Origin of the sequence: Trichodesmium erythraeum IMS101 (assembly GCF_000014265.1) — a bacterium.
Classification (GTDB): domain Bacteria; phylum Cyanobacteriota; class Cyanobacteriia; order Cyanobacteriales; family Microcoleaceae; genus Trichodesmium; species Trichodesmium erythraeum.
In genome coordinates, this window is the sequence record NC_008312.1 from 5,559,393 (window position 1) to 5,573,827 (window position 14,435).

The 14,435-nt window shown below is 32.2% G+C and carries 12 protein-coding genes and 1 tRNA gene; 4 read left to right on the forward strand and 9 right to left on the reverse strand.

The features are described 5' to 3' along the window. Window positions 1-362 precede the first annotated feature (362 nt). Window positions 363-1,133, reverse strand: coding sequence for a helix-turn-helix domain-containing protein (locus tag TERY_RS17380; RefSeq protein WP_011613019.1), 771 nt, complete (start codon window positions 1,131-1,133; stop codon window positions 363-365). Between the two features lie 274 nt (window positions 1,134-1,407). Here TERY_RS17380 and TERY_RS17385 point away from each other — a divergent pair, with 274 nt between their 5' ends. Next, window positions 1,408-2,310, forward strand: coding sequence for a DALR anticodon-binding domain-containing protein (locus tag TERY_RS17385; RefSeq protein WP_011613020.1), 903 nt, complete (start codon window positions 1,408-1,410; stop codon window positions 2,308-2,310). A 390-nt stretch (window positions 2,311-2,700) separates the two neighbouring features. After that, a complete protein-coding gene (locus TERY_RS17390; protein ID WP_011613021.1) occupies window positions 2,701-3,126 on the forward strand; it encodes a DCC1-like thiol-disulfide oxidoreductase family protein in 426 nt (141 codons plus the stop codon). A 657-nt stretch (window positions 3,127-3,783) separates the two neighbouring features. Here TERY_RS17390 and TERY_RS17395 read toward each other — a convergent pair. From TERY_RS17395 to bchI, 6 genes are all read right to left on the reverse strand, one after another. Then, window positions 3,784-4,590 carry a hypothetical protein gene (locus TERY_RS17395; protein ID WP_011613022.1) on the reverse strand — a complete coding sequence of 269 codons (807 nt, stop codon included), beginning with the start codon at window positions 4,588-4,590 and terminating at the stop codon, window positions 3,784-3,786. A 329-nt stretch (window positions 4,591-4,919) separates the two neighbouring features. Continuing rightward, a complete protein-coding gene (gene ruvC, locus TERY_RS17400) occupies window positions 4,920-5,411 on the reverse strand; it encodes a crossover junction endodeoxyribonuclease RuvC (protein ID WP_011613023.1) in 492 nt (163 codons plus the stop codon). A 219-nt stretch (window positions 5,412-5,630) separates the two neighbouring features. After that, the gene (locus TERY_RS31045) at window positions 5,631-5,759 is read right to left on the reverse strand and encodes a GUN4 domain-containing protein (RefSeq protein WP_081432559.1); all 129 of its coding nucleotides are present in this window, start codon (window positions 5,757-5,759) and stop codon (window positions 5,631-5,633) included. A gap of 174 nt (window positions 5,760-5,933) precedes the next feature. After that, on the reverse strand, window positions 5,934-6,152 hold the full coding sequence (locus TERY_RS33430) for a hypothetical protein (protein ID WP_155994473.1): 219 nt from the start codon (window positions 6,150-6,152) through the stop codon (window positions 5,934-5,936). A 570-nt stretch (window positions 6,153-6,722) separates the two neighbouring features. Then, entirely contained in the window at window positions 6,723-7,025 is a 303-nt protein-coding gene (locus TERY_RS17405; protein ID WP_044136896.1) for a hypothetical protein, read from the reverse strand. Window positions 7,026-7,763: 738 nt separating this feature from the next. Beyond that, complete coding sequence (gene bchI, locus TERY_RS17410) at window positions 7,764-8,828, reverse strand: magnesium chelatase ATPase subunit I (RefSeq protein ID WP_370495744.1); 1,065 nt, start codon at window positions 8,826-8,828, stop codon at window positions 7,764-7,766. A 776-nt stretch (window positions 8,829-9,604) separates the two neighbouring features. Between bchI and dapB the strand changes: the two genes are divergently transcribed. Next, a complete protein-coding gene (gene dapB / locus TERY_RS17415) occupies window positions 9,605-10,432 on the forward strand; it encodes a 4-hydroxy-tetrahydrodipicolinate reductase (protein ID WP_011613025.1) in 828 nt (275 codons plus the stop codon). A 2-nt stretch (window positions 10,433-10,434) separates the two neighbouring features. On the opposite strand, the gene TERY_RS17420 is transcribed toward dapB, so the two are convergent. Next, entirely contained in the window at window positions 10,435-11,394 is a 960-nt protein-coding gene (locus TERY_RS17420) for a hypothetical protein (protein WP_011613026.1), read from the reverse strand. Window positions 11,395-12,585: 1,191 nt separating this feature from the next. Beyond that, the gene (locus TERY_RS17425; protein ID WP_011613027.1) at window positions 12,586-13,257 is read right to left on the reverse strand and encodes an Npun_F0813 family protein; all 672 of its coding nucleotides are present in this window, start codon (window positions 13,255-13,257) and stop codon (window positions 12,586-12,588) included. A gap of 844 nt (window positions 13,258-14,101) precedes the next feature. Here TERY_RS17425 and TERY_RS17430 point away from each other — a divergent pair. Further along, window positions 14,102-14,175 (forward strand) — tRNA-Arg (locus TERY_RS17430). The last annotated feature ends 260 nt before the right edge of the window (window positions 14,176-14,435 follow it).

Consider the following 14,435-nt stretch of genomic DNA (forward strand, 5'->3'; position numbering starts at 1 on the left):
CTGTAGTCTAAAAAGCTCATCTAATAGTTCAATAAGTTTTTATATTCAACTACGGCCAAATATTTTTTTTTACTTTGACGTAATTCCTAACTAATTTATTAACCTTAAATTATCTATCCTTACAGTTATTAGTTTGCCATTTCTAGTTAAACAGGAATTAGCATTGCTAATACTTGAGAAATTATGGGAATTAATTCCAAAATAGACATTTTTTTCAAAATTTATCAACAAGGGAACATTAATATGTTGTGCAAATCGTAACCAGCCAAAATAGTCAGTTAAAATTACATATACAACCTTTGTTTACGTAGCATTTTGAAAAAAAATACCATCCTCAAAATGCTCAAAATTAGTTAGATTTTTTATTGGTTTTGAGATTCCATTGGCAAACAAATAAGATTATCATTCTGAATATAAACTAAGCCTTGCTGACGTAATTTACCTATGAGACGAGTCACAGTTACACGGGTAGAACCAATAGCGCTACCAATTTGAGTATGAGTCAAAGGCCAAGGTAGATAATAACCACTTGTTACTTCTAGGTTATCTTGACTAGTCCAGGGTTGCCCATATTCTTCAATTAATAGTGTGAGAAATCCAAATAATCGATCAATAGTACGACGTTGACCCAGAGTACTTAGCCACAAAAGCTTCCTTTGATGTTGATAGCGAAAAGCGTCTAAAACTTCTCTGCGGAAGTGAGGCCAGTTATCCAGTTCATGCCAATACATCCAAAGTACAGTTGTTTTATCGATATGAGCATAAGCTTGTAGCGTAAATGGTGACTGAGCTATTAGTTCAAATGGTTGACCAGCACCAACTAATCCTAGAAAAGGTTCATCTGAATTTGGACTTGTTTTTGATTTGCTAAGGTTATTATTACTAACATTTCGATTGGCACTTATGTTGGCATTACCTACCAGACGAATTGCTCCTTTCTGTATTAGATACAGCAAACCTGGGCGAGCGGGAATACGTTCATCTTTGCTGAAAGCTCTACTACGGTAGTGTTCTTCTGCCCAATCTATGATTAGTTGCCAAGTCAAAAATGGCCTGTTGTTCAGAGCAGAAGTATTAGTATTTTGTACATTTAGTGACATTTCTGGTAGGTCTGGATGTGAAGATAGTTGCATTTTTACTCTGTTTTAGTAAAAGTTGGACTTAAGTAATAACAATTGGATCAAGGACATAGGAGCAGATATAGCATAAGTTATAAATTTAGAAGGCGAAAAGTTAAATTTGCAGTACGAACTATAATTTGAGAGGCGTAAAAATGTCTTAGCCACCATGGTAACTATAATATTAATATTTTTGCTTATATCCGTTTTATTCCTTACCTCAGAGTAGCAAAAAACACATCTTTTTATGAATTTTGTAGGATAAATTTTATTCAAGGTGGTGGTAATTTTGACAATATTATCATTTCAGTGTAATGCGATACATTTTCTGCAAAAAGCTGTAAGTTTATATCGAGAGAAATTAGAATGGTCTTATAGCTGTGAAAAAAAATTAGAGGTTTTGGCAAGGATAGAGATAATTTCAATGAAACAAGTTAAAAATTGTGGAGGAATTATATATAAGTCAGCGATCGCTCTCAAATTAGCCCCAGTTTTGCAGCAACCAGCAATATATATTGCTACTGAGTTAGCTAAATATTGTCAAGAAATAGTTAGTCTTGAAGGAAAGAAAGATGCACTAAATTTTGAAGTTGAAGTAATTTCATCTGGTATGATTTTCTTTAAATTCACAGGTTTAAGTATAGCTAACTGGTTAAGTTTTTTAACTTCTGTTCCCCTTAAGGGTGAGAGGAAAAAGCTTCAGGTTAGTGTTGAGTATAAATCTGATGAAACTACAAATTTGTTTCTTATTCAGTATAGTCATGCTCGTTGTTGTTCCCTATTGCTTATGGGTGAAAGGGATAATTTGATTACTCTTGCTCCGACAACTCTAGAAAGCTATGGTCAATTTTGGTTTATGACAACTGCTGACCCCATACCCTGGCAAAAATCTCATGGACAATTACAATTTTTAGATTATGCTGAATATGAATTAATGGCTGAAATAGCCTCTAGTCTAGATTACATCTACTGTATTTCTAGTTTCAAAAAAACTATAAATTGGGAGAAAGTAGCTAATTCTCTGAGTAACCGTTTTCAAGCTTTTTACCGTCAGTGTCGTATATGGGGTAAAGTTAGAGTGGAAAATCCAAAGTTAGCACAAGCTAGATTAGGTTTAGTTTTGGCAACTCAATCTCTACTCAAATTTTTATTAGAGGAAAAGTTAGGTGCTCCAGCTCCTCTAGAATTTTAGGAGAATTTATATAACTGAAGTTATTGAGGAAGTATATTATCATTTTTGGAGATTGGTATCAAGGAGCAGCATGACTAAAAATTTTACCCACCCTAGTTTGATTTTAATTATGCAGCATTAATTATAAGGGATTTAGTCTGACAATGTATGTAATTAATTTTGTGACTTGCTTACCTTCAATACAAAAATTTTGCTATTCTTTGAGATCATATTTCTGAATAAATAATATATATAGACTATTATTTATGTTTAAATAATCTCTGTAGTTTTTCTAGTTATTTTTACTATTTTTCAAAAGTAGCATAACTTTTGAGAAGCAGTATTAAGAAAGACATTTTTGTCTACTACTTAAAAAATGATAGTTTTTACACTTACGGAGGATTTTTATATATGAGTTATGTTGTAGTTTACGACGGTAACTGCAATCTATGTGTCACTTTAGTACAGGTATTAGAAGGTATAGACAAGGGTCAATTATTTAAGTATATTCCTATGCAAAATGATCAAGTATTGAATCAATTTAGTATTACCGCTAAAGATTGCGAAATGGGAATGATTTTAATTGATACTAATGAGCCAAAATATCGGTGGCAAGGTAGTGACGCAGCCGAAAAAATAGGACAATTATTACCTGGGGGAGATATTTTTGTAGCGGCATATCAGAGTCTACCTGGGGCTAAATGGATAGGCGATCGCTTTTATGAGCAAATTAGAGATAACCGTTATACTATATTTGGTAAACGTTCTAATACTTATAATTCAGTCTATCCAGTTGGTTGTAAAACTTACTTATTTCAAGAACAAGATTCTATCTAAAGATACAGCCTATTCTGAGTCAAGTTTCTTTAACTCATAGCAAATACCTGAGTATATAAAATAGTTCAATCGTAAATATTCAGGTTAAATTTGGCATAATAAAACCAAATAATTTAATCAAGAAAACAGGTAATACAATGCTTCAGGCATAAAATTAGACTTTTACCATCGCTAAATATCTTATTTAACAAAGGCTGTAACTTAAAAAAATGCTCTTCCAAAGTTGGCTCGTTTGGCATAATATTTAAAAAAAATTTGTTTAAATGATAAGTAGAATTAAAAAAATTTTATATAATATGTCTCTTTCATAAAAAAGATAATTTATGACAGAAAAAATGGTATCAAACCTATTAATTATGGACCCTGACTCCTAACCCTTGACTTCCAAGAAATAGTCTAGCTATTTGTAGCAAATATTGAGCAATTGGGTGCAATTATGATCCTGCTGAAAAGCCCAAAATTATGACTATAGGAAGCAATTTCCATCTACACTTGAGATTGCTTCCTTAGACTTAGCTACAGTTGCTGTCATGGACTGACAATAACTAATTAATGTAAATTAATATTATACTAAATTTCAAGAAATTTTTCTTAAACTTTTTTAATAACAGAAGAGGAGATATATTCTGTACTTATTACTTCCTACTACCTTAAATTTTAAGTTTCAGAAGGAGAAGATTGATTTAAAAAAGGAGTTAGATAAGCAACCAAGGCACCAATAAGAAAACCTACAACATTACGAGTCAATGGCAACCAATCTGAAGTTCTTGATACTACTGGACCAATTCCAAAAGCTATAAACAAAATTCCCCACAATGGAGAAAATATTAATGCCCACTGCCAAGAAAAAGCTTGGTTTGGTTTACGAGGTTGAGCTGCAAAGCCACAAATTACTCCGCCAATAACTGATGTAATCAAAGTTAAAATCCACTGCTCCTGTGGTAAACCAGGTACAACATTACAACCACCCTGGCGTAAACAAGTTTTGATAGATTCTAATGATTGAATAATAGATTGATCTTCACCTTGGTCTCGCACAAAAAATTGATTACCATATCGAGTTTGCAACTCTACCCAAAATGTCCTGGGAAGGAATTGGTAAAGACCGCGACCCACATTAAAATTAAGGATATTACCACCACGGGGGTCAGCTACTAACAATACACTTTTACTATCAAGTTCCCAAAAATCTTTAACTGCTCTACCAGGAGTACGGTCGAATTGAGTTAAAACTCTCAGTTTCCAACCAGTTTCTGTTTCAAATTTCTCTAAGTCTTTGGCTAGTAAGTTTTCTTGAATTTCTGTTAACGACCTGGCTAGGTCAATTATTGGTGTTTGCTCTTTAGGTAGTAAATCTGGATTGTTATAAGCTTGGGCAACTGTTGGAGTTAGAGCCAGAGTAGATAATGCCAGGAAGATTGATGCAATTGAGACAAAAAAACTTTTTGAAAAAAACTTTATCATTTTGTTTCTTTTTAATCCAAAAGGTGGACAATAGATACTTTAACTAAATAAAGAAATAAAAAAATTATATTTCTTTACAATTATTTACTTTAACTCACAATTTGATCAAGTGTGAAGTTAATTTTAAATATTTGTTAGACTTTTGACTTAATAGTATTCTCTTTTGTCAAAAAAAATTATAATGTGTTAAGGATCACAATCATCTATTTTTTCCGGTTAACAAAGCTGGAGTTACGAATATATTACTATCCGCCCCATCCAGAATCTATCTTGAAAGTCCTATTTCAAGCCAAAGTTACTCAACATAAAGCGTGGGGTTAAAATGTGACTTAATTTAACCAACTTGCTGTTAGAGCAACTGCTAAAGCATCAGCAGCATCATCTGGTTTAGGAATTTCCTCCAAATTTAATTCCCTTGCTACTGCTTGTTGCACATCATATTTATCTGCATTGCCATAACCTGTTACTGCTTGCTTAATTTGTGCGGGTGTAAACTCAATTAATGGAATTTCATTTTGTGCTAATGCCAATATTAAAATTCCTCTAGCTTGGGCAACTAAAATTGTATTACCCATACGATAAAAGAATAACTTTTCTGTAGCTGCCAAGTCTGGTTTAAAGTTATTTAGGATAGTATGTAAATCTTCATATATTGTGACGAGACGTTGCCCCATTTCTTGTTTTTTTGTAGTTTTAATTACCCCAAAATCAACCAGAGAAGTAGAATCTATTTTTTCTGTTTTTGAATTATAAATACACTTAATTAATCCAAATCCTAGTACCGCTAAACCTGGATCTAATCCGAGAATTAATTTTTCCATTTTTAGACTTTTAATTCTTATAGTAAATCTACTGTTGAGAGAGAACAGGATATAATTATAAATCTATTATCAAATATTACATTTTTCTAGTTTTTTCCCTACATAAGGAGGGGCAAAATTCCAAACATGAGAAGTAACTCTAAAGGGGAGATATCCGTAAAGGGCTAAAATTTTATATGTAATATTTTTATATCTTTTATATTTCTCGCCCCACCCTACTTACTTGATAAATATATCCTTGATAAATATATCAGCGATCGCCACGTTGTAAATTCCTGGTTTACCTACTAATTTTATCCAGATCTGTTTTTGAATGCTAAATCCAAATTTGCCATTACTATAGTTAATCCAAAATTAATTAATTTTATCTAAGTCTCTACAAGGTATATTTTTGATATCTTCTAAATCAAACCAGTACTTTTTTTCTCGCCCTACTAATGAAAGTAATATTCTTAGTATTTATTCGTCTGCTTATTTAAATTTATCAGATAACAGTAAGTTTTTTAAAGCTGTGTAATTTATTTATTTATCTATTGAATTATGGCGAGAAGTCATGGAAAAATTTAGATTAGGAGAAAAGATACAAGTCACAATAACAAATATGAATATACCAGTTCCTATCAATAGTTCATTAGCTTCTCTTGTATAATAATTTTTGCCATAATGTTGAGAAATACGTCTTACACCTCGAATATGTAAGGTAGTTATTTGAGTCAGAATTATTCGATAAAGCTGAGACATTTGAGAGATAATACTATTTTGAAAAAATTTATTTGTGCTGATAAGTTGATGATTAGTAAATGGTGGCTTTTTAATATTCCACTTTTGAATAAAATATAGACATTCTGTTCTTATCTAACTCCGAATTTGTGGAAACTTATTTATCTAAAATAAAAAATAATAACCCAAACAATAATAGCTGTAATAAACAAAAATATCACCATGAATAAATTATTTGAGATTCTTGTTTGCATTTGAAAAAATTTATTTGTGCTGATAAGTTGATGATTAGTAAATGGTGGCTTTTTAATATTCCACTTTTGAATAAAATATAGACATTCTGTTCTTATCTAACTCCGAATTTGTGGAGACTTATTTATCTAAAATAAAAAATAATAACCCAAACAATAATAGCTGTAATAAACAAAAATATCACCATGAATAAATTATTTGAGATTCTTGTTTGCATTTGAAAAAATTTATTTGTGCTGATAAGTTGATGATTAGTAAATGGTGGCTTTTTAATATTCCACTTTTGAATAAAATATAGACATTATGTTCTTATCTAACTCCGAATTTGTGGAAACTTATTTATCTAAAATAAAAAATAATAACCCAAACAATAATAGCTGTAATAAACAAAAATATCACCATGAATAAATTATTTGAGATTCTTGTTTGCATTTGAAAAAATTTATTTGTGCTGATAAGTTGATGATTAATAAATGGTGGTTTTTTAATATTCCACTTTTGAATAAAATATAGACATTCTGTTCTTTGCATAGCTAAAATAAAATCTTTCAAAGAGTACCATAAAATTTTAATTATCCCAGTAGATAGCTGCTCATAATTTTTTTTATCGGCAAACTCTGAATATAATCTAGTATCAGCCAATTCATTAGTTTTTTTTAAGTTGGTTTTTAATTCTTGTCAAGATTTCAAAAGCTCTCTTCAGTAGTTACTTAAAAACTCAAAAAAAGTAAACTTGCCACAATTAAATTGAAAAACTCCACCTTAGTATTGATAAATTAGTTACTTTCACAAAAGTAAAAATAAAAATATAAAAATTGATTTATATATATAAATAGTTTAATTAACAAAATTTTTATAGTAAATGGGTAGAAAAAGCATTAAATAGACTAAGCTTTTTCTTAACAACTAAATTTCTGATTTATCAGCAGAACTACCCAGAATAATAACTGCTAATTGCTCTATTAAAAGATTTAATATTTTGGATAATCTTAAAAATCACCCATGATTTAATTATATTCTGGAGAAGGTCTGATACAAATTTTTTCTACCAATTTCATCAACTTAGACTATATTACTTAATCTTAATAAGATTGTATGATTTCATTCTTGAGTATAATATTTAGCCATACTTAAAAAATTTGGTATTATAATTATTAAATATGACAGTATAACCAAATGTCTGTAATAATTCAAAAACTATAAATAATATCCAAAACTATTGCCCCAACTCCTCAAAACCCCTATTGCAAAAAGCGGTATAATTCTAGAAAACATAAAAATTTTAGTTTTATATGATTAATTTTTTGCCCTCGAAAAACCCGCTTTTCTAAATCCATTTTTCCCTAAAAAAACTAGACTACAATTATATTAATTCTCAAACTATTGTTCTACTTCTGCCAATCCAAAAACTCTATTAAAAACTTTTTTTACCTTATCACCAGAGTCAATACTTTCCAAAGGATCTTTTCGTAGTCGATGCCGTAAACACATAGTAATAACACGACCAACATCCTCAAGACTCACTTCTGTATTACCTTCAAAAGCAGCTAAAGCTTTTGCAGCACGATTAGTAACAATATCTCCCCGTAAACCATCTACATCTAACTCAGAACAAACCTGAGAAATTTTCACCCGTAAATCATGGTCAACTTCCACAAATGTCAACTTTTGTTGAGCATCTACAAGCTTATTTTGTAATTCTTCCTGTTGTGATGTATACTTTCCTAAAAACCCTTGAGGATTTTGATCAAAAGCTGAACGTTGTTCAACAATTTCAACTCTTAAGATAGGATCTTTGACAGTTCGGATTTCAGCATGCATTCCAAATCTGTCCAGTAACTGAGGTCGTAATTCCCCTTCTTCTGGGTTTCCCGAACCTACAAGGACAAAACGAGCCGGATGGCGTATAGAAATACCTTCTCTTTCCACAGTATTCCAGCCACTTGCCGCCGAGTCAAGCAAGACATCAACTAAGTGGTCATCCAAAAGGTTGACCTCGTCAACATACAAAATACCACGGTTAGCCTTTGCGAGTAAACCTGGTTCAAAAGCTTTCACCCCTTCTGATAAAGCTTTTTCAATATCAATAGTACCACATACCCGATCCTCCGTCGCCCCCAATGGTAAGTCCACCATTTGGACTTTTCTTGTAAAAATCGGAATTTCTTCCTGCTTTACTAATCTATCTCGCACAGAATCACTCATCAAATCTGGGTCATAAGGATCACTATTAAAAGGGTCATCAACAACAATTTTAATTTCTGGCAACAGGTCAGCTAATGCACGGATAGTGGTAGATTTACCTGTACCCCGATCACCCATGATCATTACCCCCCCTATTTTGGGGTCAATTACATTTAATAGTAAGGCCAGTTTCATTTCTTCCTGACCGACAATGGCGGTGAAAGGGAAAACAGCTCTACTTCTTGGAACGGCTGATTTCACAGATGTATTTACATTTTTATTGGCTTTAACGGTTGAACTCACTGTATACTCTAAATTATAATTACTAATTTTTATCTCAATTTTGGTTGAAAACCCGTGCTCACCGAAACAGGAGTCTTGGGATGAAAACCAATCAATATTGCAATTTAACACTTCAAATGTTATACCTTGAAGAGTTAATCAGCAAGTAATAAATACTTAAAAAGGAGTACGCTCCATCAGTAAACTAGGCTTTAAACCTAATATTTCAGTAAAAATATTTTGGGACTTGAACTCGCAGTATCATTCTCTGGAGCAACTATAAGACTATCTGAGAATACATCTTAAATATTAGGTAATATTAGGTGCTCAAGAAATAGAAAGTCTTTGTCAATCATGTCAGAGAATATCGCTATGTTTGAATACAGCAGCATGATGTCAATTGGAATATTGATGCATAAGTAAACTAGATAACCCCTGCGACTATTACTATAGAATCAATTGTGACAAAACCTGTAATACCAATTTTAAAAATGCCTGAATTCAGAATAGTTCTCTAGATGGTAAGAATTTTATGATACTTAGTTTGTAATATTCTTTTTTCAAAATGTTATAAAATATAGACTCTACCCAAATAAGCAACAGAAAATCTCTTAAGGTGCCGAGTTCCATAGTTCTCTATAATTGCGGAAGCATAAAGTAACTATAGACAAGAAAGGGTGAGAGAAATTCCTCGTTATTGGATTGAGTGAGGGGTAGTTCAATGCAAATGTTCATTTTCAGTATTAATTAAAATTATGATCAGCCAAACTTCCACTCCTGTGATTGTTTGTGGAGCTGCAGGTAAGATGGGTCGTGAAGTAATAAAAACTGTAGCAAATGCTAGTGATATGACTCTGTTGGGCGCAATAGAGTGCCAGCCAGAGTATATCGGTCAAGATATTGGTGAGCTAATTGGTTCTGGTCCACTAGAAGTACCAATTCTAAATGATTTGCAGGGAATTTTAGTAATGGCAGCTCAAGAGAAACAACCTGCCGTAATGGTTGATTTTACTCACCCAGATAGCGTTTATGAAAATGTGCGTTCTGCTATTGCTTATGGAGTCAGACCTGTGGTCGGAACGACAGGTCTGAGTCAAGAGCAAATTCAAGATTTGGCCGAGTTTGCTGAAAAAGCCAGTATTGGTACGTTAATAATTCCCAACTTTTCTATTGGTATGGTTTTGCTCCAACAAGCAGCGATCGCTGCTTCCAAGCATTTTGATCATGTAGAGATTATTGAGTTGCACCACAATCAAAAAGCTGACGCCCCTAGTGGCACTGCCATTAAAACAGCACAGATGTTATCTGAACTAGGAAAAACTTACAATGTACCTAATGTAGAAGAAACAGAGAAAATAGAAGGGGCCAGAGGTTGTTTAGCAGAAGAAGGAATTCGTATCCATAGTGTACGTTTACCAGGTTTAATTGCTCATCAAGAAGTAATATTTGGGGGACCTGGCCAAATTTACACTTTACGACACGATACAACAGATAGGTCTTGCTATATGCCTGGAGTTTTGTTAGCCATTCGTAAAGTCCAATCTTTAACCAAGCTCATTTATGGTTTAGAGAAGATACTTTAGTTTTAAGAAGAACTGCTGCGTCTACTACGTCTACTTTGGCGGGAACGAGTTGAGATATCGTATTCTAGCACTGCACCTATTGCAAATAGAATTGCAGTAAATACAAAAAATACCTCTAAGAGACCTCCACTTTCATATTCTCCAGTAGTCTGGGAATCTGCCCACTTAAAATACATATCAGCAATGTATAATGAAAATGTAGCGCCAGCAATCATCCGCCAGGACTGAGAAAAACGTCCTCCCCAAAAGGCTAGAAGTAGAGCTGTGGCAATAATTAGTAGAAATACATCGGCAATAATATAGAATAAATTCAACCAAAAAGAAAAAGGTTCTAATTTATTATCTAGAGCAAGTACCCAAGATGGAGCTAATTGAGCTGATTCTATTTTTATTGTATCTAGCTCTTCCAAAACCGTAGTATCTGGCGTAGACAATAAACCAAAAAACGAAGGGTCAGCTACAAAAATAGCCAAAAGAACTCCTCCAGCCGCGACTAAAGCCAAAACCACCCACTGCCAAAATTCTAAATTTAGCTTTTTGGCAGTTATAGCTAGAGTCATACCCCAAGCTAAAAATATGTAGGAAAAAACGTAAAATATATCTGCTAATGATACATCTGGGTCCAGTTCCCAGATTAATTCCCAGCAGCCAAACACAAGACCACCAATAAAGTAAAATAATAATCCTAAACTAATACCAATCCAAACATTTCGGCCACTAACCATTTGAGGACTTTGCCAATTTCTGAAGCTAATTATAGTGGCTATTAAGTAAGCCCCTAGTTCAAATATATAGGTGCCAACAGAGTACCAGGATGGTAATTCTTCTCCTGGTAGAGGTACACTAAATAATAGAAAAAATAATAGGGCTAATACACCCCAAATAAGACCTGTCATTACAATAATCTGAGCTGAAAATAAGGACTTAGTAAGAGTAGATAATTTTTTTGAAGTGCTGCTCATAGAAATATTCTGATTAAGGGCTACTGTCAACAAACATTTTATCCCTATTACTCAACAATTGTAGTTTTATTTCCTCCGAGATAAAGATAATTTTAATCAGGATAAAATAGATTTATAAATTAGAAAAAATAATTCTAGGTTTAAGGGTTTATAGGCTATAAAATATACAGTATTTTTGCCTTTTAACATTAATTAAATCTGCTGTTTAAACATCTCAATACTATCTCATATAATTTTATCAGCTAATGATTGATTACTATTCGACCAACTTTATTAATATCATTATCCATTTGACTCTTCTCCTCTTCTATAATCCCAGCTAGTTAATTTTAGCAAAATCCTTAAAGTTAATTTTTTTATAGTTGACATTTGTTTTTTTATATCAAGGAATTATTCATTTAATCTGTAACAACATCATAACAAGATAATTATGATTCAATTATAGTTCTTAGTATTAGTTGTGCTGCTGCGTGAATTTAGCGAAAAATTTGGTAAAAAGTAAAGTCTCGCCCGCCCATCCGGTGACTTTTTAGTTGTTTTTTTTGAATAGAGCTTTTATTTTGTCATTATTTATAACCTAATCGCAGAGGGGCAGTTCCAGACAAAAAATAGATCTGGAGATAAGGGATTTAACTAGCATCAAGTTTTATGATCATGACAAGAAATTATAGAGGCCTATAAAACCTCAACCCAACCTTGAGTTTGTCGTCATAAGAATATTCCCCATGGTTAACAGTCAAAGAAGAACTCAAAACTCTATAGTAATTATTATTTCTGTATACTTTTACAAAGTTAAATTAGTCCATGGCAAAACTCACTTTAAAAGATAATTCTCCAACACAATATAAGCTAAATTTACTTAATTTTTTGTGCTATTCACATAAGAATATCGGAATGACAACTAATTTAGTATTTATACAGACTAAAATTTCCTGAAAAATATACATTTTTCTGAAGTGAAATATCCTTATTAATTTTATCAAAAAATAGAAATATTTTAGTATTTATACCAGTTTATGTATGCAAAAACAAAACGGATAGCTAGTTTTCATCTCTACTCTAAAACAGACATTGCTCTCAAACTAACTTTTTAATAATACTTAATTATGTAGTAAAGCTATACTTAGGTTAACCTCCATATTTATTTAATTTTCATCAAAAACTCAGACTTCTGTTCACAAGCTATAAAGATTACTTAATTGCCCATTGTTTACCTTCAGGGAATTGATTTAGCCAATTCATAAACTGAGTTCTTTCAGGAGTATCCATAGGTTCTAGGATTTCGTCAATACCTTCAGCAAAATTGGAATTGCCAAAATATTCTTCCCCTAAACGATAGACCTCTTGTAGTAAAGTATAAAGATGACCTTCTTGCCAGGAAGGTAGTCGTAATTTTGTCAGAGGATCGTCTATTAATAAAGCTTTAATTGCATTCGCAGAATCTGCATCAGGAAAATTTTTCCCTTGAAGGACTTTACTAAAATCCTTTTGAAAAGATTTAGCCTGTCTATTGCCCAATAAATCTTCTACATCAAAGTAAACTGCTTGTACCAACAACAAACAACCCTGAATACAAGCAGAAGCAACAGTTTTATTCTCTTTTGAGTCTTCGCTAGCAAGTTGATCCAAGCGAATTTTAACCCAAACACTATATCGCTCAGGCTCTTCTAGCAAAACACAAGCCTTACCATGATTATCTGTTAAATCTCGCCAGAAAGCTCTCGCTTCTTCCGCTTGTTCTCCCTTAAAAACATTGATTAAGCGAAACGTTTGTCCTTGATAACTAAGAATAGGGATCTTTTGATCCCGCTTTGGGTGTGTAATACTTGTAATTTCAACATCTTGCCTTTTGAGAATAAACATGACACTTTAATTAGACTCTCATCATTATCTATTATCTGGGGTATCTTGGTGTAATTGTAATTCTTTCTCAGAAACGACTCTACAAAAATCAGTACACAATCTATGATTATTTGACTGACTATATATTTCTTTTTCTGTTTTATTCTGGCAGTGTGGGGAGTCATTACTCCAAAGGCTTTATAAGCGATCGCCTTAGTGGAGCACAAATCTAGCCCTCTGCTATAGCTAGATTTTTATCTGCATTTAAGTCTATATTGCAACTGAAACCCCATACCCTATTTCCTACTTACTCTTCTCTACCGAAGGTAGATATAAGAACATTAGGCAATAGGCTAGAATTTAGAATATTCAACTTCAAGATAGAGAATAACATTTTTATTATGCCCAAATTAATGAGAGTTGATATAACTAGAGTGTGAAAATCTTAAATTTTATAGTCTAGAAACGAGCAATGCTTGTGGACATATCAATATCTGTCACTTAAGTTACAGCTTAGTTGATAAGTTAGTTGCATAAAGCTATAATTGAATATTATATCTATGATTAATGGGAGTAGAAGAATGTCAGTTCCTGGGGACTAATATTTGATTAATTGAATATCAATTATGGACTTGCCTATTTCGTGACATTCTTTTTTTTGACAGTTGGTATTATAAATATTTTATGCTATAGTCAATAGACAATAATTAGATATGGAAAAGTATTTAGTTAATTTCAATGATTGTAGCTAGATTAAAAATCTTCCAAGTAAATAAAATTTTTATTTCTTTTTCTTTAAAGCCGATATTATCTTAACCAAGTATAATAACTTTAAGATATAGTATTAATATATTAAATAATGATTGGGTGCGTAACTCAGTTGGATAGAGTAGCGACCTTCTAAGTCGCGAGTCGCAGGTTCGAATCCTGCCGCACCCGTAAATGAAAATTAAAAGTGCAATAGTTTTTATCTCTATCTATCAAAAAAAACTATTGTTTAGAGCTTTTCATCAATGATATATAGATCAGGACTTATGCAATTAATTATAGTAATTGTAGTTAGAAGGTCTAGAATAATGGTGTAATTATAGGCCACACATAGTATTAATGTCTAAGTCCTATAGAGGTTGATATTATTATGTAGTATTTTTATGCTACGTAACATATGAAGCTTTGTCTAAATTCTAATTTTCTCCAAA

Bases quoted from the DNA above. Each gene is read 5' to 3' on its own strand.
- TERY_RS17380 (WP_011613019.1), bottom strand. From the start codon at position 1,133: ATGCAACTATCTTCACATCCAGACCTACCAGAAATGTCACTAAATGTA.
- TERY_RS17390 (WP_011613021.1), top strand. From the start codon at position 2,701: ATGAGTTATGTTGTAGTTTACGACGGTAACTGCAATCTATGTGTCACT.
- TERY_RS17395 (WP_011613022.1), bottom strand. From the start codon at position 4,590: ATGATAAAGTTTTTTTCAAAAAGTTTTTTTGTCTCAATTGCATCAATC.
- ruvC (WP_011613023.1), bottom strand. From the start codon at position 5,411: ATGGAAAAATTAATTCTCGGATTAGATCCAGGTTTAGCGGTACTAGGA.
- TERY_RS33430 (WP_155994473.1), bottom strand. From the start codon at position 6,152: ATGTCTCAGCTTTATCGAATAATTCTGACTCAAATAACTACCTTACAT.
- dapB (WP_011613025.1), top strand. From the start codon at position 9,605: ATGATCAGCCAAACTTCCACTCCTGTGATTGTTTGTGGAGCTGCAGGT.
- TERY_RS17420 (WP_011613026.1), bottom strand. From the start codon at position 11,394: ATGAGCAGCACTTCAAAAAAATTATCTACTCTTACTAAGTCCTTATTT.
- TERY_RS17425 (WP_011613027.1), bottom strand. From the start codon at position 13,257: ATGTTTATTCTCAAAAGGCAAGATGTTGAAATTACAAGTATTACACAC.